Source organism: Bradyrhizobium stylosanthis (genome assembly GCF_001641335.1).
GTDB classification, from domain to species: domain Bacteria; phylum Pseudomonadota; class Alphaproteobacteria; order Rhizobiales; family Xanthobacteraceae; genus Bradyrhizobium; species Bradyrhizobium stylosanthis.
This window is the reverse complement of sequence record NZ_LVEM01000003.1, coordinates 557797-583958: the sequence shown is the minus strand read 5'-3', so window position 1 is coordinate 583958 and position 26162 is coordinate 557797. Positions and strand designations below refer to the sequence as shown.

Annotated in this window: 23 protein-coding genes and 1 tRNA gene; 11 read left to right on the top strand and 13 right to left on the bottom strand. The window is 61.6% G+C overall.

The features are described 5' to 3' along the window. Positions 1-123: 123 nt before the first annotated feature. The 8 genes from A7X65_RS22505 to A7X65_RS22470 all read right to left on the bottom strand — a co-directional run bounded on the left by A7X65_RS22505 (position 124) and on the right by A7X65_RS22470 (position 9923). The gene (locus A7X65_RS22505) at positions 124-1359 is read right to left on the bottom strand and encodes an ABC transporter substrate-binding protein (RefSeq protein ID WP_063688894.1); all 1236 of its coding nucleotides are present in this window, start codon (positions 1357-1359) and stop codon (positions 124-126) included. Positions 1360-1400: 41 nt separating this feature from the next. Then, the gene (locus A7X65_RS22500) at positions 1401-2882 is read right to left on the bottom strand and encodes an ATP-binding cassette domain-containing protein (protein WP_063688891.1); all 1482 of its coding nucleotides are present in this window, start codon (positions 2880-2882) and stop codon (positions 1401-1403) included. Further along, complete coding sequence (locus tag A7X65_RS22495; RefSeq protein ID WP_063688888.1) at positions 2882-3808, bottom strand: branched-chain amino acid ABC transporter permease; 927 nt, start codon at positions 3806-3808, stop codon at positions 2882-2884. The genes A7X65_RS22500 and A7X65_RS22495 overlap by 1 nt, the downstream gene beginning before the upstream one ends. Position 3809: 1 nt before the next feature. Further along, positions 3810-4685 carry a branched-chain amino acid ABC transporter permease gene (locus A7X65_RS22490; RefSeq protein WP_063688885.1) on the bottom strand — a complete coding sequence of 292 codons (876 nt, stop codon included), beginning with the start codon at positions 4683-4685 and terminating at the stop codon, positions 3810-3812. A 103-nt stretch (positions 4686-4788) separates the two neighbouring features. Then, the gene (locus tag A7X65_RS22485) at positions 4789-6033 is read right to left on the bottom strand and encodes an ABC transporter substrate-binding protein (RefSeq protein WP_063688882.1); all 1245 of its coding nucleotides are present in this window, start codon (positions 6031-6033) and stop codon (positions 4789-4791) included. A gap of 257 nt (positions 6034-6290) precedes the next feature. Beyond that, entirely contained in the window at positions 6291-7388 is a 1098-nt protein-coding gene (locus A7X65_RS22480) for an NAD(P)/FAD-dependent oxidoreductase (protein WP_063688879.1), read from the bottom strand. Between the two features lie 57 nt (positions 7389-7445). Further along, positions 7446-8567 (bottom strand): D-alanine--D-alanine ligase family protein, encoded by a 1122-nt coding sequence (locus A7X65_RS22475; RefSeq protein ID WP_063688875.1) that lies wholly within the window; start codon positions 8565-8567, stop codon positions 7446-7448. A 123-nt stretch (positions 8568-8690) separates the two neighbouring features. Next, positions 8691-9923 carry an SMP-30/gluconolactonase/LRE family protein gene (locus A7X65_RS22470; RefSeq protein WP_063688872.1) on the bottom strand — a complete coding sequence of 411 codons (1233 nt, stop codon included), beginning with the start codon at positions 9921-9923 and terminating at the stop codon, positions 8691-8693. A 268-nt stretch (positions 9924-10191) separates the two neighbouring features. Here A7X65_RS22470 and A7X65_RS22465 point away from each other — a divergent pair, with 268 nt between their 5' ends. From A7X65_RS22465 to A7X65_RS22445, 5 genes are all read left to right on the top strand, one after another. After that, positions 10192-10455 (top strand): hypothetical protein, encoded by a 264-nt coding sequence (locus tag A7X65_RS22465; RefSeq protein WP_063688869.1) that lies wholly within the window; start codon positions 10192-10194, stop codon positions 10453-10455. Between the two features lie 380 nt (positions 10456-10835). Then, entirely contained in the window at positions 10836-12398 is a 1563-nt protein-coding gene (locus A7X65_RS22460) for a 2-isopropylmalate synthase (RefSeq protein ID WP_063688866.1), read from the top strand. 225 nt (positions 12399-12623) lie between these two features. After that, the gene (locus A7X65_RS22455; RefSeq protein ID WP_063688864.1) at positions 12624-13625 is read left to right on the top strand and encodes a TRAP transporter substrate-binding protein; all 1002 of its coding nucleotides are present in this window, start codon (positions 12624-12626) and stop codon (positions 13623-13625) included. Positions 13626-13852: 227 nt separating this feature from the next. Next, on the top strand, positions 13853-14458 hold the full coding sequence (locus tag A7X65_RS22450) for a Spy/CpxP family protein refolding chaperone (protein ID WP_063688862.1): 606 nt from the start codon (positions 13853-13855) through the stop codon (positions 14456-14458). 168 nt (positions 14459-14626) lie between these two features. Next, a tRNA-Lys gene (locus A7X65_RS22445) sits at positions 14627-14702 on the top strand. Positions 14703-14759: 57 nt separating this feature from the next. Here A7X65_RS22445 and A7X65_RS22440 read toward each other — a convergent pair. Further along, positions 14760-15953, bottom strand: a complete 1194-nt coding sequence (locus A7X65_RS22440; RefSeq protein ID WP_156527960.1) for a site-specific integrase — start codon at positions 15951-15953, stop codon at positions 14760-14762. A 295-nt stretch (positions 15954-16248) separates the two neighbouring features. After that, positions 16249-16890: a hypothetical protein gene (locus tag A7X65_RS22430; RefSeq protein ID WP_156527959.1), complete on the bottom strand. Its 642-nt coding sequence runs from the start codon at positions 16888-16890 to the stop codon at positions 16249-16251. Between the two features lie 373 nt (positions 16891-17263). Here A7X65_RS22430 and A7X65_RS22425 point away from each other — a divergent pair, with 373 nt between their 5' ends. Continuing rightward, positions 17264-17713 carry a hypothetical protein gene (locus A7X65_RS22425; protein ID WP_063688851.1) on the top strand — a complete coding sequence of 150 codons (450 nt, stop codon included), beginning with the start codon at positions 17264-17266 and terminating at the stop codon, positions 17711-17713. 59 nt (positions 17714-17772) lie between these two features. Here the strand turns inward: A7X65_RS22425 and A7X65_RS22420 are convergent, their stop codons facing one another. Continuing rightward, complete coding sequence (locus tag A7X65_RS22420) at positions 17773-18699, bottom strand: hypothetical protein (RefSeq protein WP_156527957.1); 927 nt, start codon at positions 18697-18699, stop codon at positions 17773-17775. A gap of 511 nt (positions 18700-19210) precedes the next feature. On the opposite strand from A7X65_RS22420, the gene A7X65_RS22410 reads away from it, so the two are divergent. Together A7X65_RS22410 and A7X65_RS22405 are read left to right on the top strand one after the other, a co-directional pair. Next, positions 19211-19819: a hypothetical protein gene (locus A7X65_RS22410; RefSeq protein WP_156527956.1), complete on the top strand. Its 609-nt coding sequence runs from the start codon at positions 19211-19213 to the stop codon at positions 19817-19819. Then, entirely contained in the window at positions 19816-20067 is a 252-nt protein-coding gene (locus A7X65_RS22405; protein WP_063688843.1) for a hypothetical protein, read from the top strand. Before A7X65_RS22410 ends, A7X65_RS22405 begins: the two co-directional genes overlap by 4 nt. Positions 20068-20856: 789 nt before the next feature. Here A7X65_RS22405 and A7X65_RS41935 read toward each other — a convergent pair. Next, positions 20857-21786 (bottom strand): hypothetical protein, encoded by a 930-nt coding sequence (locus A7X65_RS41935; protein ID WP_156527955.1) that lies wholly within the window; start codon positions 21784-21786, stop codon positions 20857-20859. 11 nt (positions 21787-21797) lie between these two features. Further along, a complete protein-coding gene (locus tag A7X65_RS22400) occupies positions 21798-22619 on the bottom strand; it encodes a hypothetical protein (protein ID WP_063688840.1) in 822 nt (273 codons plus the stop codon). Between the two features lie 385 nt (positions 22620-23004). On the opposite strand from A7X65_RS22400, the gene A7X65_RS22395 reads away from it, so the two are divergent. From A7X65_RS22395 to A7X65_RS41930, 3 genes are all read left to right on the top strand, one after another. Beyond that, positions 23005-23430: a hypothetical protein gene (locus A7X65_RS22395; RefSeq protein WP_156527954.1), complete on the top strand. Its 426-nt coding sequence runs from the start codon at positions 23005-23007 to the stop codon at positions 23428-23430. A gap of 311 nt (positions 23431-23741) precedes the next feature. After that, a complete protein-coding gene (locus tag A7X65_RS22390; protein WP_156527953.1) occupies positions 23742-25145 on the top strand; it encodes a pentapeptide repeat-containing protein in 1404 nt (467 codons plus the stop codon). Between the two features lie 396 nt (positions 25146-25541). Beyond that, positions 25542-26153 carry a hypothetical protein gene (locus A7X65_RS41930; protein WP_156527952.1) on the top strand — a complete coding sequence of 204 codons (612 nt, stop codon included), beginning with the start codon at positions 25542-25544 and terminating at the stop codon, positions 26151-26153. Positions 26154-26162: the final 9 nt, after the last annotated feature.

Genomic DNA, 26162 nt, shown 5'->3' with positions numbered 1-26162 from the left:
AGATCGCAGGATGGGTCCTGTCAGGCCAGCGCTCCAGTGCCGTTCTGCACAAAACAGAAAGGCCCGCCGCTGTGGCAGCGGCGGGCATTGCAAGGACGATGACGCTGTCCGGCTACGAGCCGGTTACTGCGACAGCTTCACGAAGTTCGGAAACTTCATCTTGCCTTCGGCGATCTTCTCCGGCCAGACCACGACCTGCTTCTGATCCTGCCACTGGAAGACGAGGCCCGTCACCGTGCCCGGGCCGGACTTGATGCCGTGGGTGAACTCGTCGTTCTTGCCGTAGAACTGGATCTGGCCGATCGTGCCCTCGTAGTCGGTCTTCTCGAGTTCAGCGACCATCTTGTCGGGGTCGGTCGAGCCGGCGCGCTTGATCGCGTCGGTGATGATGTAGACCTCGTCATAGGCGGTGTAGCCGGTATAGGCCGGCGGCGTGCCGAACTTGGCCTTGAAGGCGGCCGCGAACGGCTTCGTCTTGGAGGTCACGGAGACGTCGGGCGTTGCCACCGCGAGCGACGGGATGCCGTCGGCTGCGCCATTGGTGTCCTTCCAGAAGGTCGGGCTCAGCGCCTGCGCGCTGATGCCGAACATCGGGATCGGCACCTGCTGGTTCTTCCACTGCACCGTCGGCTGCACGCCGACATGCGAGATGCCTGTGACAATCACGTCGGGCTTCTTAGCTTCGATGTTGTTGAAGATCGGCGTGAAGTCGGTGGTGTCAGGGGAGAAGCGCACGTGCTCGACCACCTTGAGCCCGGCCTTGGGCAGGCAGGCCTCATAGCCGACGTCGAGCGGCTTGGTCCAGGCGGCGTCTTCGCTCATGATCGCGACCGTCTTGAACTTGAGCTTGTCGACCAGCAACTCCTTGGCGGCGTCGCAGACGAGCTGGGCCTGGGCGGCCGAGGTCAAATAGCCGTGGAAGGTGTACTTGTTCTTCTCATAGTCGTTGTGGATCGCCTTGGTGATCTCGTTCGAGGCCGCGCCCGGCGTGATCAGCGGCATCTTCAGTCGCGCCGCCCAGGGCTCCAGCGCCAGCACGACTTCGGAGATGTAGCTCGCGATCACGGCGGAGACCTTGTCCTCACTCACCGCGCGCTGGAAGGCACGCACCGAGTCGGCCGAGGAGCTCTTGTTGTCATAGGTGACGATCTCGACCTTGCGGCCGAGAATGCCGCCCTTGGCGTTGATCTCGTCGGCGGCGATCTGCGCGCCGCCCGGGGTCGCGGCACCCGCGATCGACTGCACCTCGGCAATGACGCCGATCTTGATCGGATCGTTCGACTGCGCGTAGGCCGGCGCGGCAAGGCAGAACGCCAGCGCCGAGGCGATGAAGCTGCCGCTGAGAACTGAAGTTCGCATGGTCGTTTCCCTTTCTATGCTTTTTGTTGATGTCGACGGGCTTACAGAAAATCGGCGCCGGCTTCGCTCGCGAAGCGGGCGGGGTCGCCCTCCCAGACGATCCGCGCATGCTCGAGCACGTAGACGCGGTCAGCGTGGGGCAGGGCGAAGGTGACGTTCTGCTCGCCGAGCAGCACCGTGATCGCCGTGGTCTGCCGCAGCCTGGTCAGCGCCTTGGACAATTGCTCGAGGATGACAGGAGCAAGGCCCAGCGTCGGCTCGTCCAGGATCAGGATCTGCGGCTGCATCATCAGCGCGCGGCCGATCGCGAGCATCTGCTGCTCGCCGCCCGAGAGCGTCTGCGCCATCTGGCCCTGGCGCTCCTTCAGGATCGGGAACAGCTCGAACAGCCAGGCGAGCTGCGCGGCGCGTTTGTCGTCGGACAGATGCTGGCCGCCGAGATCGAGGTTTTCCCGCACGCTCATCTCGCCGAACAGCTCCCGCGATTCCGGGCATTGCACGAGGCCGCCGCGCGCGATCTTCGCAGGACTCGTGCCGCGCAGCTTCTCGCCGCCGCGCACGATCTCGCCGCTATAGGGCAGGAAGCCGGAGATGGTGTTGAACAGCGTGGTCTTGCCGGCGCCGTTGAGGCCGACCACGGAGACGAACTCGCCCTCGTGGACGTGGATCGAGACGTTCTCCAGCGCCTGGGCCTTGCCGTAGAACACGCTGACATTCTCGACCTGGAGCAGCGGCACCTTGTCCTTGAAGCTGGTCTCGGGCCGCGCATGGGTTTCGATGGCGCCGCCGAGATAGACCCGGCGCACGGTTTCGTTCTTCATGACGTCCTCGGCCTTGCCGGTGACGATCTCCTCGCCGAGGTACATCGCCAGCACGCGGTCGACGAGCGCAGCGACGCTCTTGACGTTGTGGTCGACCAGCATCACCGCGCGGCCCTCGTCGCGGAAGCTGCGGATCAGGTCGGAGAAGACGTCGACCTCGGCCCGCGTCAGCCCGGCAAACGGCTCGTCCACCAGCACGACCTTGGGATCGCGGGCGATCGCCTTGGCGAGCTCGAGCCGGCGCAGATCGGCAAAGGGCAGCGTCGGCGGCCGGCGGTTCATCACGTTGCCGAGCCCGACGCGCTCGGCGATCCACTTGGCGCGCTCGACCAGGGCCTTGTCCGGAAACAGCATGAACAGGCTGTCCGGCAGCAGCGCGACCAGGATGTTCTCCAGCACCGTTTGCCGGTTCAGCGGCCGGGAGTGCTGGAACACCATGCCGAATCCCTTGCGCGCGATCTTGTGCGCGGGCAGGCCGGCGACGTTCTCACCCTCGAAGATCACGTCGCCCGCAGTCGGGCGCTCGATTCCCATCACGCTCTTCATCGCGGTCGACTTGCCCGAGCCGTTCGGTCCGATCAGGCCGAAGATCTCGCCGCTGTTGACCTCGAAGCCGAGGTTCTTCACCGCGGTCAGTCCGCCGAAGCGCTTGGTCAGGCCGCGGACTTCGAGCACGGCCCGGTTTGAAAGCCTCATATCCATCACGAACGAGCCTCGCGCGAGAGGGCCGCCCCGAGGAAGCCGCCGGGGAAGAACAGCACGACGAGGAGCGCGACCGCCGAGACGATGAAGGTCGCGAGCTCGCCGGTGGGCCGCAGGAATTCGCCGGCGACGATCAGGAAGATCGCACCCAGCGCCGCGCCGAGCACGGTGCGCCGGCCGCCGAGCACGGCCGAGACGATCACGTTGACGCCGACCGCGACGTCGACGACGGTGCCGACCGAGGCGGTGCCGAAGTAGAACACGAGGAGTGCGCCCGAGAGCCCCGAGAAGAATGCCGAGACGATGAAGGCGGCGAGCTTGTGCTTGACGATGTTGAAGCCGAGCGCGCCGGCCTGCACCGGGTCCTGGCCGCTCGCCTGCAGCACGAGGCCGATCGGTGATTGTGACAGGCCGTAGAGGATCGCCGCCGAGATCGTCATGAAGCCGAGCGCGATCCAGTAATTGGTGCCGGCATTGATGCTGATGACGTCGGGGATGGTGAGGCCGATCTCGCCGCCGGTGAGATCGGCGAACACGACGATGAAGTTCTGCAGCATCAGGACCGCGACCAGCGTGGTCAGGCCGAAATAGGGACCACGCACCCTGAGCGCCGGCAGCGCCAGCACGAGGCCGGCGACGACGGAGGCGCTCGCGCCGAGCACGATGCAGAGATACACCGACCAGCCGAACTGCGCATTGAGGATGCCGGCGGTGTAGGCGCCGACGCCGATCAGGAAGGTCGGGCCGAAATTCACCTCGCCGGCGAAGCCGAACAGGAGGTCCCAGGCCATCGCGAACACGCCGAAATAGAACGCGACGGTGAGCAGGCCGAGCACATAGCCGGAGACGTAGAAGGGCAGCGTCGCCGCCAGCACGACCAGCACCAGCGAGATGAAGAACAATCGCGATGAGAAGAAGGTGGACATCTCAGCGCCTCCCCAGAAGGCCCTGGGGCCGGATGTACATGACGAAGACGAGCAGCAGCAGCGCCGGAATGGTGCGGTAGGCCGGCGAGACCAGGTAGGCGGTGAGCGTTTCGAGATAGCCGACCACGAAGGCGGCGATCAGCGAGCCGGAGACGCTGCCGAGGCCGCCGAGCACCACGATCGAGAACGCGCTCGCGGTCAGCGGGCCGACGCTGTAGGAGCTGACGCCCAAGAACATGCCGAGCAGCACGCCGGCGATGCCGGCGAGGATGCCGTAGATCGCCCAGACCACGATGTAGATGTTGGTGAGCTCGAGGCCGAGCAGCGTCACGCCGCGCGGATTCATCGAGGCCGCCAGCACCGCCTTGCCGGTGCGGGTGCGGTTCACCAGCAGCCACAGCAGCGCAATGACGAGGCAGCATACGATGGCGGTGAAGATCTCGTTCTTCGGCGTGCGCACGCCGAGGATCTCGACCACGCCCTCGACGATCGGCAGCACGGTCTTGGCGTTGTTGGTGAAGAAATAGGCGATCAGCTCCTGGATCATGATGCCCCAGAGCAGCGTTCCCGTGAGGACGAAGATCTCCTTCTCCTCGTTCGGAATGCGCCGGGAGTCCTGAATGGGCTTCACCACCGCGAAATAGGTGGCAAAGGCGGTGAGGAGCGCGACGCCGACACCGATCAGCGCGCCAGCATAAGTGCCGACATTGAGCACGCTGGCGGCGGCCCAGGCCGCGACGGCTGCGGCCACCATGATGGCTCCGTGGGAGAGGTTGAGCACGCCCGAGACACCGAAGATCAATGTGAAGCCGGTGGCACCGAGGGCGTAGAGGGCGCTGATGGCAAAGCCATCGATCAATATCTGGAAAGCTCGCATCTATGATTGGCCGGATGGCAGCCGGGCTGCCGCTTTGAGGGAAGGTGCTGCGCCAGGACGCATGTGGAAGCTCCCGGGAGGTCGTCCCGGGAGCATGTCCTCGCTAGTTGCTGAGCTTGATGAAGCTCGGGAACTTGACGTCCACCTTGGCGACGTCCTTGGGCCAGACCGCGCTCTGCTTGCCGTCCTGCCATTGCAGCATCAGGCCCGTGATCAGGCCCTTGCCGTATTTGATCGAGTGGGTGAACTGATCGTCCTTGCCGTAGAACTGGACGCGGCCAATCGTGCCTTCCCAGTCGGTCGCCTCCAGTGCCGTGACGAGCTTGTCGGCCTCGGTCGAGCCCGCACGCTTCACCGCATCGGCGATGTAGTAGACCTCGTCATAGGCGGTGTAGCCGGCATAGGACGGGTAGTTGCCGAACTTCTTCTTGAAGGCTTCGGCGAACGGCACCGACTTCGGCGTCACGGCGACGCCCGGTCCGGAGACGCCCTGGTAGAGCACGCCTTCGGCGGCCTGGTTGGTGTCCTTGCCGAAGGTCTCGTTGGTCGCCTGCGACGAGATGCCGAACATCGGAATCGGCACCTGCTGGTTCTTCCACTGCACCGTCGGCTGCACGCCGACATGGGAGATGCCGGTGATGATGACGTCGGGCTTGGAGCCCTCGATCTTGTTGAAGATCGGCGTGAAGTCGGTGGTATCGGGCGAGAAGCGGATGTGGTCGAGCACCTTCAGCCCGATCTTGGGCAGGCATTCCTCGTAGCCGATGTCGAGCGGCTTGGTCCAGGCGGCGTCCTCGCTCATGATGACTGCCGACTTCATGTGCATCCTGTCGACGAGCAGATCCTTCGCGGCGTCGCAGACCGAGAGCGCGAGCGCAGCCGAGGTCAGATAGCCGTGGAAGGTGTACTTGTTCTTCTCGTAGTCGGCATGGACGCTCTTGCTGATCTCGTTGGAGGCAGCGCCGGGTGTGACGAACGGCGTCTTCAGCCGCGAGGCCCACGGCTCCAGCGCCAGCACGACCTCGCTGATGTAGCTGGCGACGACGGCGTTGACCTTGTCCTCGTTCACCGCGCGCTGGAATGCGCGCACCGAATCCGCCGAAGAGGAATGATTGTCGTAGGAGATGATCTCGATCTTGCGACCGTCGACGCCGCCTTTGGCGTTGATCTCGTCGGCGGCGAGCTGCGCCGCCTGTGGAATGGATGCACCGGCAATCGCCTGCGCTTCCGCGATCACGCCGATCCGAAGCGGATCGGCTGCAAGTGCCGCGCCTGATGCCGTCATCAGCACACCGGCGGCGGCCGTACCGAGTGCTATTCGCAACGCAACAGAGAGTCGCTTTTTCATGTTGTTCTCTCCCTTTGAACAGGCCTCTTGTGAGCCATTGTGTCGCGGACTATACCGGCCGAGGCCTTCTCGGCAAGTGAAACTGCGTTCAGGATTGTGAGAGGGGACTAAAGTCTAGAGCATGCGTAAATCGCAGGCAGACAAGATGCGAGACACGCATCGCGCACGCAGGCATGCAGATTCCGCCGATAGGCATGCGTGAGTATCAACGGCCTCGGGCAATCGGCGGTTGACGATCCGCGATGCCGTCGAGCGGTTCAGCGTGCTTTCAGCAGGGATGGATCGAGCGGACTGAGCCGCGCAGGATTGAACGGCGCGAGATCAACTTCGCGCGTTGCGCCTTCGGCGATCAACTCGGCCAGCGCTTCGCCGGTGGCGGGTGCATTGAGGATGCCCCAGACATTGTGTCCGGTCGCAACAAAGAGGCCTTCGCTGCGCGGCACCTTGCCGATCAACGGCAAGCCGTCCTGCGTCACCGGCCGGAAGCAGGCCTGCTGCGCGATGATCCTCTCGGGGCGGAAGAGCGGCGACAGCCGTTCGGACATGGTCTGCAGCCGCGCGATCGCATCGAGGTCCGGCGTCACGGCGGCGGGATCGAGCGGCAGCGGCGCGATGTCGGAGAGGGCCGTGATGTGCGTGCTGCCGTCCGCGCGTGGAAAGACTTCGATCGAGATTGGGCTGCCGTCTTCTTCATACTCCAGGAACAGCGCGTCGGCCGGCACGTCCGCGGCGGTGTCGTAGACGATGCTCGGGCTGCGCTGGCCGTAGACGGCGGGCAGGCTCATCCATTGCGCCGCCAGCAGCGACCATGGACCCATCGCGATCACGACGGCATCGGCCGCGATGACGCTGCCTTCGACCTCGACACCCCCAGCACGATCGCCATCGCGCGCGATGCCGGTGACGCGGCCGGAACGAAGCTCGGCGCCGAGTGCGAGGGCGGCGTCCATCACGGCCGCCGTGAACTTGCGGGGATGCACGATCGCAGTCGTCTTCGCCGTGCCGATGCGCTGCGTGATCACGACGCCGTCGTTGAGCCAGCCGAGCGCGGACGGCGTGTCCCGGCGCGCATCGCCGTCGGGCGCAACGAAGCCGCTATAGGCACTCATCGGCCGGTGGGCCCAGTCGCCCGCGATCTCGCCGGGCAGTTGCGCATGAAGCGCAAAGCTGCGCCGGGCCAAGGCATCGAGCGGCGAGCCGACACACCAGTCCTGGGCCAGGAAACCGCCGGCCTTGCCGGACGCGGCGGCTGCGACCTCGGTGCGTTCCACGACCGTCACGTCGATGCCGCGGCGGCGGAGGAAATAGGCGGTGCAGGCTCCGATCACGCCGCCGCCGCAGACTATAACGCGCATGATGTGTTCCCGGCCTGTGTCACGTCCCGGGGCGCCATGCTCCCGCGCGGAAACAACCTAGCTGTCGTAGCCCCGTTCCAGCGATTGCCGCTGCCGGTGCCGTTCCAGCGCCAGCTCGATCAGGCGGGTGAGCAGCTCGCCATAGGGCACGCCCGAGGCCTCCATCATCTTGGGATACATGCTGATGGAGGTGAAGCCGGGCAGGGTGTTGATCTCGTTGAAGCAGAACGCGCCGGTCTGCCGGTCGAGGAAGAAGTCGACGCGGGCAAAGCCGCTGCATTCGAGCGCCGCAAAGACCTGCGTTGCCAGCGACCGCACACGCTCCATCTGCGCGGCATCGAGCCTCGCCGGAAGATCGACCCGTGCGCCGTCGGGATCGAGATACTTTGCCTCGTACGAATAGAACTCGTGATGCGCATTGGGATTGAGCTCGCTGGCAAGGCTCGCGAACAGCGTCTCGCCCTCGAGCACCGCGACCTCGATCTCGCGCGCGTCGATGCCCTGCTCGACCAGCACCTTGACGTCATAGCGAAACGCATCGTCGAGCGCAGCTCCGAGCGCATCCCACGTCTTCACCTTGTGAATGCCGACGCTGGAGCCCATGTTGCACGGCTTGACGAAGACCGGCAGGCTCAGCCCCTCGGCCGCTTTCGCAAGCGAGGTGGCGCGATCCTGCGCGAACGCCTTGCGCGTGAGCACGCGATAGGGCGCGATCGGAACGCCGGCGAATTCCGCGAGCCGCTTGGCGACGTCCTTGTCCATGCTGACGGCGGAGGCGAGAACGCCCGATCCGACATAGGCGATTTCGGCGAGTTCAAGCAGGCCCTGCATGGTGCCGTCCTCGCAGAGCGGGCCGTGGATGACCGGAAAGACGACGTCGATTTCGAGCGGCTGCATCGTGCCGGCGGAAATCGGCACGAGCCAGACGCGTCCATCGACGTCTCGGGCGAGCCGTGTTTCGGGCGCGTCGGGCAGGATCGGCAAGGACGCCGTCTGCGCCAGGTCGAGAGCGCCGAGGTCGTTCCACTGCCAGCGGCCGGCCTTGTCGATGGAGACCGGGATCACCTCGAAGCGGGTGCGGTCGAGATGCCTGAACACCGAGGCTGCCGATTTCAGCGAGACCTCATGCTCACCCGACCTGCCGCCATAGAGGACAACGACGCGAATTTTCTCTGCCATGGCTCAATTATCACGCGCCCGGTCCGGAAGTCACCTCCGTTGCCCCCGGTCGGCGCGCGAGCCAAAACAGTTCGGCGCCGGCGAGGCCCGCCGGCGCCGTGTCGTGACAAGACCTGCCGCACTTCAGCCCGGCCCTGCGCCTTGCGTGGCCGTGTACACCGCGTAGAGCGACTGGCTCGCAGCCATGAACAGGCGGTTGCGCTTGGGGCCGCCGAAGGTGATGTTGCCGCAGACTTCCGGCAGGCGGATGCGGCCGAGCAGTTTGCCCTCCGGTGACCACACCGTGACGCCGCTATAGCCGACGGCGCGGCCGGCATTGCTGGAGGCCCAGACATTGCCGTTGACGTCGCAGCGCAGCCCATCGGGCCCGCACTTCACGCCGTCGATCACGCAATCGCTGAACTTCTTCAAGTTCGAGAGCTTGTTGTCCGTGCCGACGTCGAACACGAAGATCTCGCCCTTGCCGCCGGGCCCGGTGTCGCCCGGTCCCTTGCCGGTCGAGGCGATGTAGAGCTTCTTGTAGTCGGGCGAGAAGCACAGCCCGTTCGGATCCGGCACCTGGTCCTCGGTGACGACGAGGTCGATGCGGCCGGAGGGATCGATCCGATAGCAGTTGGTCGGCAGCTCGCGCTTGCCCGGCACGAAGCCGGCCGGCTGTCCGATCCGCGGATTGAGCTTGCCGCCCGCATTGCTCGCGCCGCCCGCGACGTCGGGCTCGCCTTCGTAGAGCTGGCCGCCATAGGGCGGATCGGTGAACCAGTAGCTGCCGTCGGGATGTGCCGCGATGTCGTTCGGCGAGTTCAGCCGCTTGTCCTGGTACTTGTCGGCCAGCACGGTGGCGGTGCCGTCGTGTTCATAGCGCGTGACGCGCCGGGTCAGATGTTCGCAGGAGAGCTGGCGGCCCTGGAAGTCGAACGAGTTGCCGTTGGAGTTGTTGGAGGGCGTGCGGAATACGCTGACGCGGCCGTCGTCCTCGGTCCAGCGCATTTGCCGGTTGTTGGGAATGTCGCTCCACAGGAGATAACGGCCTTGCGCGCTCCAGGCCGGACCCTCGGCCCACAACAGGCCGGTATAGAGGCGCTTGATCGCGGTGTTGGGCTGGGCGAGGTCGTTGAAGGACGGATCGACCGCGATGATGTCGGGGTCCCAGAAATAGGTGGTCGGTGCGCCCTGCGGGCTGAAATCGCGCGGCGGCGTGGTGATCGTGGTCGGCGGCGCGGCAGGCCCGGTCTGGGCCAGTGCGGGGCCGGCGACGGTGGCGGCGGCGCCGAGCGCCAGTCCTCGGACAAGCGTACGTCGTGAAAGCGCAGCATCGTGCTCATGCGGCTCGTGGTCACGAGCCTCCTTGAGTGTCATCGCGTCCTCCCGGTCATGTTTGGCTGGCCGGTTGATCCGGCCGAGCGCGAGAAGGTTAGTCCGGTCTGATGACGGTTGCGAGGGGGAGATACGCAGCCTCTGCGTGATGTCGCGAGATCGCCGCACCATTGCCGCATTGCGCTTGGGCGCAGCGACAATTCGTCCTGTGCATGAGCGCAAGACCGGGCCCGGTTTTGAGGCCTGTCAAGCCTTGACCTCGCGCGCCATGCTGGCAGAACGGTGCGTGGGGGAGAAGAGGCCTGAACTTATGGCGGTAGCTGTCGTCGTCCTGATCATGTTGCTCGCGATCGCATTTGCGGCGGGCTATTTCACGCGCGACTACCTCTCCCGCAAACGACGGGAGCAGGCGCGCCGCTGGCGCGGCTACACCGGGCCGAGCTGGCTCGCCTCTGAGCCCGCCAATACCAACGAGGTCGCGAACACCAACGCGGCCGTGCCGGTGCCCCCCGGCGAGCTCGGCCAGATGCTGGACCGCTGGGAGACCAGGGCGCGCGCCCGCCGGGCCGGCTAGCCGCCACGCGGGCTCCATAGGTCACCTATGCTGACCATCTTTTGGCGTTGCAGTTGCGCCCGTTTCTCGTCTAGAAACGGCCCTATCGGGCCTCCCGGCAACCAACCGTCAACGGTTTTCGCCGAGGATTTGGGGCTCAAAAGGGTCTGGCAATGCTGATTCGCGGCCAAATCGATGGGATTTCGGGGGAGGTGGCTCTGGCCGCCGCCACGATCCCGGCCGCGCTGCTGCCCACCCTCCTTATTGGCGGCCTCCTTCTTACTTGCCCCTGAGGGCCGGCTGGGCGCCACGCGCCTGGGCGCTCAGGGGTTGGTCGAGATCACCGGACACCTCAAGCGCCCAGCACACTGACGGCGCACAAGCTTAAAAGGAAATTTGCAATGGCCCCCGCGAACAAGTCCGACAAGGACCGCGTCATCATTTTCGACACCACCTTGCGCGACGGCGAGCAGTGCCCCGGCGCCACCATGACCTTCGAGGAGAAGCTCGAGGTCGCCGAGCTGCTGGACGATATGGGCGTTGACGTCATCGAGGCGGGCTTCCCGATCACCTCGCAGGGTGACTTCGAAGCGGTGAGCGAGATCGCCCGCCGCTCCAAGAACTCCGTCATCGCCGGCTTGTCCCGCGCCCATCCCGCCGACATCGACCGCTGCGCCGAGGCGGTGAAATTCGCCAAGCGCGGCCGCGTCCACACCGTGATCGCGACCTCGCCGTTGCACATGCGGGTGAAGCTGAACAAGACGCCGGAAGAAGTATTGGAGACCTCGGTCGCCATGGTCGCGCGCGCCCGCAACCAGATCGACGACGTCGAATGGTCGGCCGAGGACGGCACCCGCAGCGAGATGGATTTCCTCTGCCGCATCGTCGAGGCCGTCATCAAGGCCGGCGCCACCACGGTGAACATCCCGGACACCGTCGGCTACACGGTGCCGGAGGAATACACCCACTTCATGAAGACGCTGATCGAGCGCGTGCCGAACTCGGACAAGGCCGTGTTCTCCGTGCATTGCCATAACGACCTCGGCATGGCCGTGGCGAACTCGCTGGCCGGCATCGTCGGCGGCGCGCGCCAGGTCGAGTGCACCATCAACGGCATCGGCGAGCGCGCCGGCAATGCCGCGCTCGAAGAGATCGTGATGGCGATCAACGTGCGCAACGACAAATTCCCGTACTGGAACAAGATCGACACCACGCAGCTGACCCGCGCCTCGAAGGTGGTGTCGGCGGCGACCTCGTTCCCGGTCCAGTACAACAAGGCCATCGTCGGCCGGAACGCGTTCGCGCATGAGAGCGGCATCCATCAGGACGGCGTGCTGAAGGACGCCTCCACCTACGAGATCATGCGGCCCGAGATGGTCGGCCTGAAGCAGTCCTCGCTGGTGCTGGGCAAGCATTCCGGCCGCCACGCCTTCGTGCACAAGCTGGAGGAGATGGGCTACAAGCTCGGCCCGAATCAGCTGGAAGATGCGTTCACGCGGATGAAGGCGCTCGCCGACCGCAAGAAGGACATCTACGACGAGGACATCGAGGCCCTGGTCGACGAGGAGATGGCGGCATCCCACGACCGCATCAAGCTGACCTCGCTGACCGTGATCGCCGGCACCCATGGCCCGCAGCGCGCGACCATGAAGCTGGACGTCGACGGCCAGATCAAGATCGAGGAGGCCGAGGGCAACGGTCCGGTCGATGCGGTGTTCAACTGCATCAAGCGCCTGGTGCCGCATGAAGCCAAGCTCGAGCTGTACCAGGTCCACGCCGTGACCGAAGGCACCGACGCGCAGGCGGAAGTCTCGGTTCGCCTGTCGCAGGACGGCCGATCGATGACGGCGCGCGCGGCGGACCCGGACACGCTGGTGGCCTCTGCCAAGGCCTATCTGGGCGCGCTCAACAAGATCGTCATGAAGCGCCAGCGCGACAATGTGACGACGGCGGCGGCGAGCTGACGTTTACGCTCGCTCCGGATGAAACGGCGGAAACGCGGTGCCCTCGGCACCGCGTTTTTCGTTGAGCGGCGCGGAGGATGCTTCCTCCCGGACACCGCATTTTTGCAGGGAGACCCCTGCTAAGGGGCAATGGCGCCTCAGCCTGCTTCCCTATAAAGCTGCCTCCCAAGAAATGAAGGCTTGGGGCCGGCGGTCCGCGCCCCACAAAAACTACGGGAGGAAGCATTGCGGAAACTGATTTGGGCTGCGGCATCGATTGCGGCCTTGGCGCTGACCGGGACGGCATCGGCGCAATCGCCGATCATCATCAAGTTCAGCCACGTCGTCGCCACCGACACGCCGAAGGGCAAGGCGTCGGAGAAGTTCAAGGAGCTCGCCGAGAAATACACCGGCGGCAAGGTCAAGATCGAGGTCTACCCGAACTCGACGCTCTACAAGGACAAGGAAGAGCTCGAGGCGCTGCAGCTCGGCAGCGTGCAGATGCTGGCGCCGTCCAACTCCAAGTTCGGCCCGCTCGGCATCCGCGAGTTCGAGGTGTTCGATCTGCCCTACATCCTTCCCGATTTGAAGACGCTGCGGAAAGTGACGGAAGGCCCGCTCGGCGCGCGGCTGCTCAAGCTGCTCGAGCCCAAGGGCATCACCGGTCTCGCCTACTGGGACAACGGCTTCAAGCAGATGAGCGCCAACAGGAAGCTCGTCGCACCCGCCGACTACCAGGGCGTCAAGTTCCGCATCCAGTCCTCGCGCGTGCTTCAGGCGCAGTTCAAGGCGCTCGGCTCGCTGCCGCAGGTGATGGCGTTCTCGGAAGTCTACCAGGCGCTCCAGACCGGCGTGGTCGACGGGCAGGAGAACACCTGGTCGAACATCTATACCCAGAAGATGCACGAGGTGCAGAAGTACATCACCGAGACCAACCACGGCTACATCGGCTACGTCGTGATCGTGAACAAGAAGTTCTGGGACGATCTGCCGGCCGACATCCGCGAGCAGCTGTCGAAGGCGATGAAGGAAGCGACCGACTTCAACAACGCGCAGTCGCAGAAGGAGAACGACGACGCGCTGGCGGAGATCAAGAAGAGCGGCAAGAGCGAGATCATCAAGCTGACGGCGGAGCAGGACGCTGCGATGCGCAAGGCGATGGAGCCGGTCTACAAGGACGCCGCGAGCCGCGTCGGCCAGCCGCTGATCGACGAATTCCAGAAGGAAGCCAAGGGCGCGACGAACTGATCGTCACGACGAACTGCTCACGCCCTGCGTGGAAAAATAATGCATGAACGAAGGGCTTCCGTGCACTGCACGGAAGCCTTTTTGTTGCAAATCGTTTCAGTATGCATCTGAATGGACATTCACGGCAGTTACATCTCTGTAAGAACGCCCTCCCTGTCCAAGTTGTAAGTTGCGCGTCAGCCTGCGCGCGCTCATCCTCACGTCCATCCTTCCAGAGGAGGTACGTCATGAGGAAGTTCACCATCGCCGCCATCGCCGTGCTCAGCATCGCCGGCTCGGGCGCGGTCTATGCCCAATATCATCGCCCGTGGATGGAGCACTTCCGCCACATCCGCATGAACCCGGAGGACCGCGCCGCCTTCGTCGACGCGCGGATCGCCGCCGTCCATGCCGGGCTGAAGCTCAACGCCGACCAGGAGAAGCTCTGGCCGCCGGTCGAGGCCGCCGTGCGCGACTTCGCCAAGCTGCGCCTCGATCGCGCCAACGCGCGCATGAACGCCGGCCCGGGCGATGCCGCCAGCGGCGACAAGCCGGATGATCCGATCGCCCGTCTGCGCCAGCGCGCCGAGGACATGGGGGCGTCCTCCGCCGCCCTGAAGAAGATCGCCGATGCCGCCGACCCGCTCTACAAGACCCTGGACGAGGGCCAGAAGCGGCGCCTCGCCGTGCTGACCCGTCACCGCGGCCCGTTTGGCGGCGGCGAGGACGGCCCGCCCCGCCACTTCATGGAACGGGGCATGGACCGGATGATGGAGCGGGGCATGGAGCACTTCCGCCGCGACCATTTCGACCGCGATGGCGGCCCGGACCGGGATCGCGAGGGCCGTCTCTGAAACACCCGGGATTTCCCGGGGAATTAACCTTTGCGAAGCCGCTGGAATCCAGCGGCTTTTCGCATTTTCGGGGCTGTGGAAGAACATTGGAAAACATGCGTCGCATCGCTTGCCAGACCCGGATCGCTTTGCTAAACGACCGGCCTCGCAAGGCTTTGACCGGCCTTCGGGCGCATAGCTCAGTTGGTAGAGCAGCTGACTCTTAATCAGCGGGTCCCAGGTTCGAGCCCTGGTGCGCCCACCATTGACATCAACGACTTAGCTGGTGTCCGAGATGTCGTTCTGACATTTCGTCACCTGCTCATTCTGACAAATTCCCCTTTTTCGTTCTGTTGTCGCGTCTCTTTCGGCCGGCAATCTGACGCTGCGCTTCGGTCTGTTTCGCGTAGCGATAGAGCGCCGCGGAAGTCTTATGCCCTCCGAGAGCCCGCATCTGCGCCTCGGTCAATCCGGAGTCGGCGCCGTCAGTGTGGCCCCCATGGCGGAAGCTGGTGAAGGTGATCTCGTCCGGCAGTCCGGCCTTTCGGCAAATGCGCCTCACTTCCGACTGCACGTACCGCATCGGATTCTTGCCCCCAGTCATCCACGGCAGATGCACCTTGCGTCTCGGATCCGGTGCGTCGCGCATCACGATAAGCGTCCCGACGCGGCGCGCCTGCGCAAGCCGTAGGGTCATTTCCGGCCAAAGCTCACTTCCGTCGACATCGTAGAGCGGAATTGGAAGCCGCTCCTGGTGGTTTTTGTGATGCCAGATCATGATGCTGTTTGGATTGTCGGCGGGGCAGTAGTCGGACCACGCACAGCGCATGAAGATGTCCTCTTCGCGCGGCATCCAGTAGAACGCGATCATCGCCGCTGTTCCGAGCGAGGCGCTACCGTCTGCATCTGCCCCAGCCACGAAAATTTCCAACTCCGCCTTTGTCGCCGCGCGAGTCAGCTTTGGCTGATAGTCGATCTCGACTTTTTCGAACGGATTGTCGGAAGGAATAATCGATGCATGTCCGCGTCTCGCGGTGTCCCATGCGGTCTTGCAAACCGACATTGCGAGGCCGGGAGTGCGGCTCAACATCTTGCCGCCGCTCCCGACCTTGAGCTTCTCGTATAGAAGATCGACGGCGGCAGGAGTGATGCTCCTGATGTTTAGCTCGCCAAAACGACGGCCATCCTTCAAGGTGTAGTCGGCAACCAGCTTAAGAACGCGATCGTAACTGTCTTTGGTTCGCTGCGGACGCTTGGTGTATCGCGGCGCCTTCTTGTACTGGGTGCACAGCCAATCGAACGTTCCGACGACAACTCTGCGTGCGATTTCGGAATCGCTAGTGCCTCCGGTGCGCCAGCTATCGAACATCGGATTTAGCACATCGTCGCATCGGGCCTTTGCTATGGCATAGGATGTCCCGAGCGGCTCGCTTTTGGTTTGATAGCCCCGTTTGCGCGCCCAAGTCGGCGCATTCCAATAGTAGCGTACCTCGCCATTCGACGGTCGCGCTTCCATGTATTTCGGCCATCCAAGGGGTTTTCGCTTCCGCATCAGATCAGCGCCGCGGCGTCCTCTACAACTTCACCCGGAAGGACTTCCACTAGCCCGTGACGCCGCGCAATGACCTCACCAAGCTTACCGCGATGCCATTTAGGCAGACAGCCAAGCTGACGAGTCGGTTGCGGGTAGATGCCGCGCTGGACTTTCGCCAAGAACGCCTCAACACTCGGCTCGTCGCAATATGCAGCGGCGGTCTCGGCCCTCATCTCAAGGGGCCAGGCACCAGCCGGAATTGCGACGGGGCGGGCCATCAGTTGAGATCCCCAGCCGAGACCTGAAGCGGCATTTCAACGACGGGCCACCAACGACTTTCTTTGTTGCCGCGTTCGCCCATCGCAAACCTCCATGGAAGGCCACCTTGAGCCGCTAGCGGCAACTCCGTGGGAGGAGGGGCGAATTTTTCGGGTAGCGTGACGCGGTTCTTCTTGGCGCGAGCTCGCACGCGCTGGACCGCAAATCTTACGGGCATGCGAAACGATCTCACGAAGCGCTTCTGGTCGAGATAGCCGTCTCGCTCCAAAGCCGGGAGAGCGTCACAAGCAACCGTCATTGTGTGGCGATCCTCCAACCCGATGACCATTTGGGCGTCTTCTTGATCGACACCATTTGGCAACGCCAGTTGCATGCCGTTTAGCGCGAGAACGAGCCCCGATTTCGGAACCGGGAAAAGCTGATGTGGGCCACCCTCTTCGTAGAGGTCCGCCAAGGCGATCAGAACGGCGTCGATGCCGATGAAATTGCGCTTGTAGCGCTTTCCAGGTTCGCGCTTGTCCCGCTTCGGTTGGCCCCAGTAGATCACTTGGCCAGCTGCGATCTCGTTGTCGAGTTGACGATCGCCGCGCTCAATCAGCTTCAGGAAGTCGGCGCGGTCGATAGGGGCGAGGGGGTCCATTTTGCCATCCGGCTTAGTGCTAGATAGAATAGTAATAATCTGGTTCGCTAAGCTTTGGAACAGCAAAATTTGAGGGGCTGTGGAAAGTGGGATGCCCGGGACCGGCCCGGGCATCGCTGCGTCGCCTATCCGAAGGGGGCACTTGCCGCGCGGTTCTTCAACGAACTGCGTGGGCCGTCTTTTCCACCACCACCGCCGGCGGCGCCGCGATTGAACCCGATCGTAGCCTAGCCGGCGCTCAGCCCGCAGCCGCAAGTCCATAGCCCAGGCAAATCGCGAGAGTATCGCTTGTAGGATGATAGCGTTTCGCTCTTAACGTGTGATAGCCTCACTCCGTTTGACGTTTCCCCACTACTCTCTATCGAGATTGTCCGTGCCATTTATTTCTCACTACGACGACGAGCTGGCTGACCAGGCCACAGCCGCACTCAACACGCTTGAGAAAGTCCTGAAAGGGAGAGAAGTCAGGCGGTATCTTGGTTCGATAGTGGTTGTGCCGCTCGTAAATGCGAATCGAAAGAGTAAACTTCAAAGGCGTCCGGACGCAGAACGCAGGGAGATGGACGCGGTATACGGGACGCTGCGCAACCGTAGCATCACGAAGAAAGAGCGTGAGGAAGGACTGGTTTTTGCGGAAAGGGCTGCAGCCGAGGTCGGAAAAAAGTCCGTAGAATTTAAGCTTCCCGCTTTTCAGGCTTTGCAGGAATTCAAGGATTGCCTCAGCGACAAAGATTACCTAGGGGCTCTATGCCTCGTTGCGTTCCTCGTAACCTTGGCGAGCATCGTGATGCCTCTAGCCAATCCACGCGGCAAGGAAAAGTAATCGGGAGCACAAGAAATGCCCGGGACTGGCCCGGGCATCCCTATTGCTCGGCTAGATCGTTAGGCGGCTATGCGCGCCAAGGCAGTTGCGACGTTCTCGATCAGGAAGAACTGCCACGATCGCACGATGTCGCGGTCGTCGCCGCTATGAACTTCGCAGGGAAATTCCATGCCGTCGGTGTCGGACTCGGTGGCGTATCTGAGCAACGCGAGAACGCCCGCTAGGGTGGTCGGAGCCACATTGAGGAGTTGTAGGGCGGCGTCGTTCGTGGCGACGCAAGCGCTGTAAGACCGCTCCTCTTCAGCCGCACTTGCCGTTTCCACATCCTCACATAACTCGATCACTTTGATGTATTCGGCCTCTGCCGCCTTGTGAGCCTCGATGGCAGCAAAGATTGGATCTTTTGTCGCAGGCCAATTGTCAGGTAGGGGCGGCCGCTGCCCATCGTCGCGAGGGCTCGAGCCGCCATACCGCGTATCCTTCCAATCGACGCCAACGAGATCCAGGACAGCCGCGGCTCGAGTTGATGGCTGCGGGAGATCGCGCCAATGTCCTTCGCCTCGGAAGTGCCAATCGTGGCCCGCGTTGTCTGCCCAAACGTATCTCTCGGCAGCGGTGCCCATTTGGGGCCAAAGCTCCAGGCACAGGAGACGCCGCTCCATGTGCAGCCACGAGGCATAAGCCTCCAGCGCGCGCCGATCGTAGGCGGGCATGGCAGGTGCGGCCACGGGAACGGCTGACGCTATCGCGATCGAAACAATCGAATTCATGAGGAAGAATCTCCTATTCTGCGCCCCTGTCGATTGAATCGCTCTGCCTTTGGTTAGTTCGCCATCTACAGGGCCGCCCAGATATGCGCGGTCTGGGCTGGCTGGAATCAGAGAGCAAGAAGACAATTTATCGGCGCCCTCGGCGCCGCCGCTCTCGTTCAGAACTGCGGACGAGTTGATCCGTGGCGTGCTATACACGCGCTTAGCTTGGGTCATTGGATTTCGGTCCTCTATGACTTGGGTTAGAGCCGAGGCGAAGGTCGCAACTTCCCCTCGGCTTGTTTTTGTGGTACCCCATTTTCATGGTCAAGTCAATTAAGGGTACCCCGAAAAAGCGCCGCGGTCGTCCACCCACAACGGGCAGGGGCACGCAGATCGGCATGCGCTGGCAGGCGCCTGAATTGGAGGCCATTGATGCCTGGCGCGAGGGTCAAGCGGACGATCCTAGCCGGCCCGAGGCCATCCGCCGGTTGGTCGAGATCGGGCTTAAGACGAAGAAATGAAGCCGCCAAAACGAGATGCTGTTGGTTATAGCAGCCCGCAGGCTGGTCGCGCTGATCGCGGCGGCAACTATAAGGTCTGGGTTCGTTTCCCGGGCGAGAGGAAATGGTACTCGCCCAAAGACGTCTCCGGCATCGCAAGATACCTTCCTACGCACGAACACCTGAGGGTATTAAACCGCAATCTTGGCCGCGTCCGAGTGGAAAGGGTGCTGTGAGGCCGTTTTATGGCTGGTCGAGATTGGGCTGAAGGCGAAGAAGTGATGGACTCAGAACCGCTCGAAACCAAACCTGTCTTAGGACCTAAAGAGCAGTTGGAAATGCGCGTTCGAGAAGCCCAGCGCGCGCATGACAGCGAGACCGCTTTTGGCAAGAGCGCAAACGACGCCGCGGTTAAATCTGGCGAAGAAGCGATCAAGGCAATGATCCTGATAAATGGCGGTAGTTCGGTCGCCATGCTGGCATTTATGGGAACACTGGCTTCAAGGGACATGCTTTCGCCTGTTCAACTTGGGCAAATTTCTGCGCCGTTGATCTGCTTCGCGAGCGGCTTGATCGCTGCAATGATTGCAACCGCCGCCGCCTATTTCACAAACCTGATGATCGCCGGTTCATCCAACCTAAAGCAGCGTGAATACGATGCACCGTTTTTGCGTGCTACTCCATCATCTAAGCGGCACCACTTTGCAGGTGAAATTTTCCGCTACGTCGCGGTTATCGCGGCTGCGACCTCAATCGCGTGTTTCGGGGCCGGCGTGATAAAGGCGCAGTCCGCTTTTTCCGCGCTCTCTAAACCGAAGGTGACGGTAGTCGCCTCAGATCGAAAAACAGCATGATCGTCCTAGCAACATTGATCGCCGCTGCTATCGAATATCGCGCGCCAGCGCCGCGGTTGAACCCGCAGATCTGCGCCAATGTGCACCGTACCGGGCCCGGCTATATCGTGATGAGGGAAACGTGGGTGTTACCCAGGCTGAAGTTGACCGAGGGCCGCCGATTAATGCCGCACGGCCCCGACGGCCTGACGATTGCGGGGCCATCCGATCGTCGAATTGATAGAAAAAACCTGCGCGGCCCCTTCTAGCTGACCCCCGCCCGCCTCTTGCCGCGTTCAGGCCGACGCGCTCGAGATCGAGGCCGAGGACGACGCAGCGCAGGAGCGGGGCGAGATTGCCGCCGTTGGCAAACGCGCCCCAACAGGAACGTTTGGTCGAAGCTCCACCTTCTGCTGCGGACGTCGGCCTTTCCCGCAAAGGCACCCACGAAGGCCGCATTCATTCGGCACGCCGAGAAGGAAGAGCCCGGCGGCGGCCCAGCCGCCTCCCTGGAACCGAACCACTATATTCGCCGCTAGATCAGGGTCGTCCCGCGGCCCAGAGTTCTCGCTTGGCAAAAGCCTCAAGGAGCGCTCGACGCATAGCTAGGAAGCCGGTGTCCTGCAAGGTCTCTCGATTGTCGCTGAATTGAAGCTGGTTGCATGGCGCGAGAGCGCAATGACGCGGATGGCAGTCGGGCCCACAGTCGGTATCGTCGATTGCGCATATCGGTTGACTGGCGATCAGGCCTCGGAGTTCTCCTGCCGGCACACCAAACACCCAGAGCAGTTCGTCGTTTGTTGGTTTTCGCTGTTGCAGAAGCTCGATCACCTCGGCGAGGTCAGATGAATTTCCTCCGCGGACTCGCCAAACCGAGAGTTGGCCACTGGCCAATTCGTTCGCGCGGATCAAGCCAATCCTCGGACTGCCGTTCTTATTGTGCTGAGTGTAACCACCTCGGCATAGTACCTCATCATCCGCTACCGTGCCAGGCGAAACAGGATCCTCGTGTAGAGCCTCCCGCGAGCACGGGCGATCATAACCGAGAACAAGACACTTCATGAACTCTTCATCAGATCTTGTGCCGCGGCTGATGATTGGATCTCGGCGGTGATCCGGCGTTCATCCGAGATACGATGCCGCCATGGGCGCGCATTCGAAAACCTCTTTCCGATGCCAATACCAACGACATAGCGCGCGTTCGGAATCTCAAGCGAATATGAATTTTCCCGCCGATCGTCTCTCCAAATCAAGGAAATAGACCCCACTGAGTCGTCGATCTCGATTTCAGGCAGCCTGGCGAGAACCGGCAGGTAGGAGGCGATTTGGCGGGCTGCATTGATAACGTCCCGATCGGGAAGGACGGAGTCAGGCGCCGCAGGGATGTTTGGTATCTCTGCCAGCCGAAGTTCGAGTGCCGCCGCAAAGGTGGGACCACTCGCCTGGAGCGCTGCATCAGCTAGGGAGCGCCACGCCTGGGCAAACGCTCTCCAATGATCCTCGATACGAACAAGAGCCTCTCGATCTTCTGAAAGAGGAGCTAACTTAAAATGTTCGCGGTTCAACCTGGCCCCAATATGAAGCGGGTACAGCCCGGCGCCACTCTGAGTCACTCCGGTGAGACCAGTGCTGCCGCTCATTCCAGAAACCCGGAGAGCACTAAAAAGCGGCGATAGCAATATGCTGCTCGTGCACGAAGGATTGCTCGTCGTCCAGCGCTTCATCAAACGTACAGCATCGCCTAGACTTCCGAACGCCTTCGATCTGACTTCCAGGTTTAGATCAGCCGATGCCTCCGTCGTGGCTTCAAGCCCCGTTCTCGACTGTTGCCATGAAGTATCCAGCTCTATTGTATCGAGCGACCAGTCGTCGTCGATCTTAGCTGCCCAGTCCTCACTCAGATCGAGGATCTGTGGCCCAAGCGTTCGCGGAGCGGCGCGAAACATGTAGCCGGTTTTAGGCGCGATCGCCTCGGATGTTGTTGGCATGATCAGAATGCTTAAGTCGAGAGATTGATTGTTGTCTGGATGTCTAAGCTTAAAAGAGAGCGCATCACCGCCTTGTTGGCGTCATGCATAACCGGGAACTCACTCGCGATTGCGTCCTCCAGCTTGTCAGAAGGACTCAATAAAGGGGGCTCGGTAGGGCGAAAGAGTTGAGTGTGCTGAACAACTACTCGCAGCATTTCATCCGGTGCGCCCCTGATGACCATATCACCAGCGTTCGGCCGCACATCAACGTTCAATTGGTTGAGAATATTTCCGGACGGCCGCTCGGCAAACCAGCCAGTGTGATTATGCCAGAGACGACCTCTTTCAAAGATCGCTGGAGCTATCTCTCGGCTGCTACCAAAAAGTTCGACATAATTAGGCGTTTCATCGTCGCAAAGAAAAACATCCGTCACGATCAACGAATTCCCGGTGATAGTATTGTTTCGATCTTTCTCGTGCAGGGCCAGTTGTTCCACCGCGCCGATAAGAATGTCGCCGGCCTTGGCCCAAGTTGGCTGCCATCGCGTGTAGACCGTGGCGACGACCTTGATCTCGTTATTGAGAATACTGAGCAGCCAGCTCGCGCTTCCGTCGGGACGTTTATGAGAGAACTCGACGCCGCGGACAAGACGGCCGCCGGGAGCTCCCGTATTGGGGTTGATCTGAACGTCTACATACTGGGGGAGATCGATCGCTGGCAACTCACGGCGCCAATCCAGGGCGCTCTTGATAACAGCCTCGATCGAGCTCCACGCAATCGGTTGACTCAGCGCAATCCCGAAGGCGGCGCTATGAATGGCGTGATCGTCGTTGAGCGGACGGAAAGGCATGAAATCTTAGATCCCCTGCACTCTGCTACACGCAATCAGAAGGGAGGTCTATCTGCGTTGCCCCAAAAGTAGTGTCTCCGTGGCTCTCCCGCAACTTCTAAAAGTGCACGGAAAGTGCATGTAAGTAGCTGATAGTTAATCATTTTCTCTGCTGTACGGTTTGCTGCTTTGACGGGAGCGGGTTATTCCTCGGGTCGTATGCTTTCAAACGAACTGGAAAGAGGGGTCGTCTTCAGACGCGGCCCCGATTCGTAAAGCAGAGCATCACCTTATCGCCCCCAACCCAAGGGCATGAACCAGTTGACCAACCTGCTGTCCATTGATGCAGAGGCGCAGCTAGGCCTAGCGGCTTGCTTGTCATGCTCCCTCGCGGAATCTATCCGCCATGAGCACCAAGTCGCGAGAGGTCATATGGGGCGGTCGGATCATGGGCGCAAAGATCCATGCCCAGGGAGCGCGCGAGCGTGCCCGGGAGGCCGTCCGGGAGGCGGATCGGGCTGAGGCTAAAGCCTGGTCGGTTCGCATGGAGGGCTACGGTGGCCCCGCCCAGCCATCCCCTACGATCGGCCAGTGCATCAATGGCGGCTTGGGTTGGCTCGAGGTCGAGTGTGCTCGTTGTAAGACGCGCGCGAGCCTCCCGCTTGACGCTATCCGCCGGCGCGCGGATACGCCGCTTTGGAAGCTGGAAGCTTCACTGAAGTGTCGATCCTGCCGCAGCACCCGCTACGCGCCGCCCGCCCGCATGATCAAGCTGACTGCTGTGCGGCAGATCACGCCTTACAAGTGGGTACATCCGACGGAAGAGCGTTAGCTTCCGCGCGGCTACCCTTCAAAACTAGTGCAATCCCTTGATTTCCCGCGACAGTTGCGTTTGGATACCCCTTGGGGGGCAGAAAATGCGATGGCTGGTAATTGCAGTGCTCTGTGTAGTGCTGGGGGCGGGTGCTACGCGACAGGCGCAGACGTGCAGTAAAGGTTGGCGTCCAAGCTCGTCATGAGTAGCGGGCGTCGTAGTCACGCATGTCGGCCACCGTCTTCATGATGCGGCGCAGAACCTAGTTCATGGTTGGGCAGCGATAGACCGCAAACCCAGGGAGCGAGCACATTTGGGAGCTGAAATACGTGTCTGAATTGACGAGCAAAACCGAGAGGGTTCGGCCACCGGCGAATATCGCGCGAACCATTGCAAATTATGTCGTGGTCTTGCTTTTGGGCGCGAGTTTGGGACCGGCCCTGTTCCTAGCTGTCGAACGGTTGGAACTGAAAGGCCAGTTGCTGCTCTCGTTCGCTGTCGGTGGGTTTCTTACTTTCGCGGGGTGTGCCGCTATAGGCGGCGTAGCTTGGCTAATTATTCTTCCCCGTTTAATTGCAAGATTCCGCGCAACTTTGTCCGCTATCGTTGAAGAACTCACGCAAGCTGGCCGCGCTCACGCTGAGGGAAAGCCTGCCGAGGCTGTGGGCCATGTCGGGCGCGCCATCGGCGAAGGAGCGGCTTGGTATTCTCTCGGTGCAACGCGCCGCTTCGTCGCTCAGGCTGCATTGGGACTTATCATTTCATTTGGTGGAATCATCGGATCTGTTCTTCTCTTTAACCAGAACGCATTGCTTCGCGACCAGAATCTGATGGTGAAATCGCAGGTCGATCTGCTGCGTGATCAAAACCAAAAAATCGATCAGCAGTTATCGCTGCTCGAAGATCAAAATGGCAAAATCGACCAACAGACGATGGTGTCGGACTCGCAAAAACGAAGCGCATTTGTCAGCGAGCTATTCTCGATTGTGCAGGCCGCGACTTTGGGTGGCATAAAGGACGGTCAGCTCTCCCAGGAGCTTGTCACGCGAGTTGTTGTCCTGACATCGAGCGCCACGCCATATTACTATTTGGAATTTCAGCCGCGCAAACAACCCGCAGGTGAATCGCTAAGGGCCAACGATGTCGGCGGAGGACAGAAGCGCATTCCGATGGCACTAAGTCCAGAGCGAGGCCAGATACTTTTGGCCCTTGCGCGGATGAACGTGAACCTCTCAATTATTGCCGCAGCGGGAGCCCGATTCGACTATGCCGACCTTCGCAACGCAACTATATCCAATGTCAATTTGAGGGGCCTAGATCTCACGGGCAGTGACTTCTCGGGTGCAACAATCAAGACGGTGGAATTTACGGAAACACGGATTGCGAGGGCGCGCTTCGAGGATGCCCACGTGAACGAAACCACCTTCGAGAAGGCGTTCGCCGAGAAGGCCGATTTCACCAGAGTTAACCTGGAAGCCGTCAGCATCAAGGAGTCGAACTTTCGCGGGGCAACGTTCGACGAAGCAGCGCTCCTGAGAGTCGCATTTGTTGGAACCGATATTTCATTTTCTAGCTTTAACAACGGAATCCGCCGCCGCCTGAAAATGAATCACGTCACGATAGGTGGATCGGAGCTGCCAAAGGGCCTCGACTGGCCCGGGTGGATAAGGAAGCAATTTTCAGAAAAGTACCCTCGCCCCATCGTCGTCGACACAGAACTCGCAGAATGGTGAAGAATCGGACCATCCGACAATGAGAGCCGCGTTTTGATTGCTCGTTCAGCACCAGCGCTGCCGCGGCGGGCACCGCGTCGCGCTGCAGACGTAGGCGCGAACAAGTCCCTCGCTAATCAGGATCTGTCCGACATCGCGACCATCCCCGGGCCTGTCGGCGGATCGGGACCATGACCATGGCTACCATTTTGGTTCGTTTCGAACTCGATGCCAATGAGCACACATTGCCACTTGCGCTCGCCCTGCGGTTGCGGAAGACTGTAGGCTTTCAGTTTGAGCAAAACTGCCGTGGATACGCATGATCTAGTCGGCCCCGCTGTCGTCGCCGCTGCTGTCTCGGGATTCGTCTCGATTGTAAGTGGCTTCCTGTCCAATAGGGCGGCGAGGCGACTGCATATGGACAAATTGCAATCTGATGAACGGCTCGCAGAAAGACGTTATGGCTTCGACGTGGACCTCGCCGAGCGCAAATTTCATTATGAGCGTGAGTTGCATGACCGTAAGCGACGCGTTGAATTTGCCGAGCAATTGTTAGCTGACTTCTATAAGTTCGCTGACATCATATCCGCAGTGCGATCACCTGGGGCGTTTGGTGACGAAGGTTCATCGCGACCACGTCAAGATGCCGAATACGCGGGCACTGCTCGCAACCGCGATATCTACTTTGTGCCCCTTGAACGGCTTAGGAAAGAACAAGAATTCCTATCGAGCCTCTTCAGCAGGCGATACCAGGCACGAGCGTTGTTTCAGGGTGCGCTTGAAGAGGCCTTTCAACCAGCTGCTGAAATTGTGAATTCAATTCGGGTTGCCGCGAGTATGCTCATCCAGTACGTCGGCAACCAAAGCCACAACCCAAGTCTTTTTGCGAGACTTGAGGCCGACATTTGGGGTGGCTACGGAGATGATCGTGATGTCATCGCTTTGAAACTGCAAGGCGTGCTGGCGAAGGCGGATGAGGTGCTTGGGACGATGCTTCAAAGTGAAAGCCCATTAGCAGCCAGGCGTTGAAGGGATTGA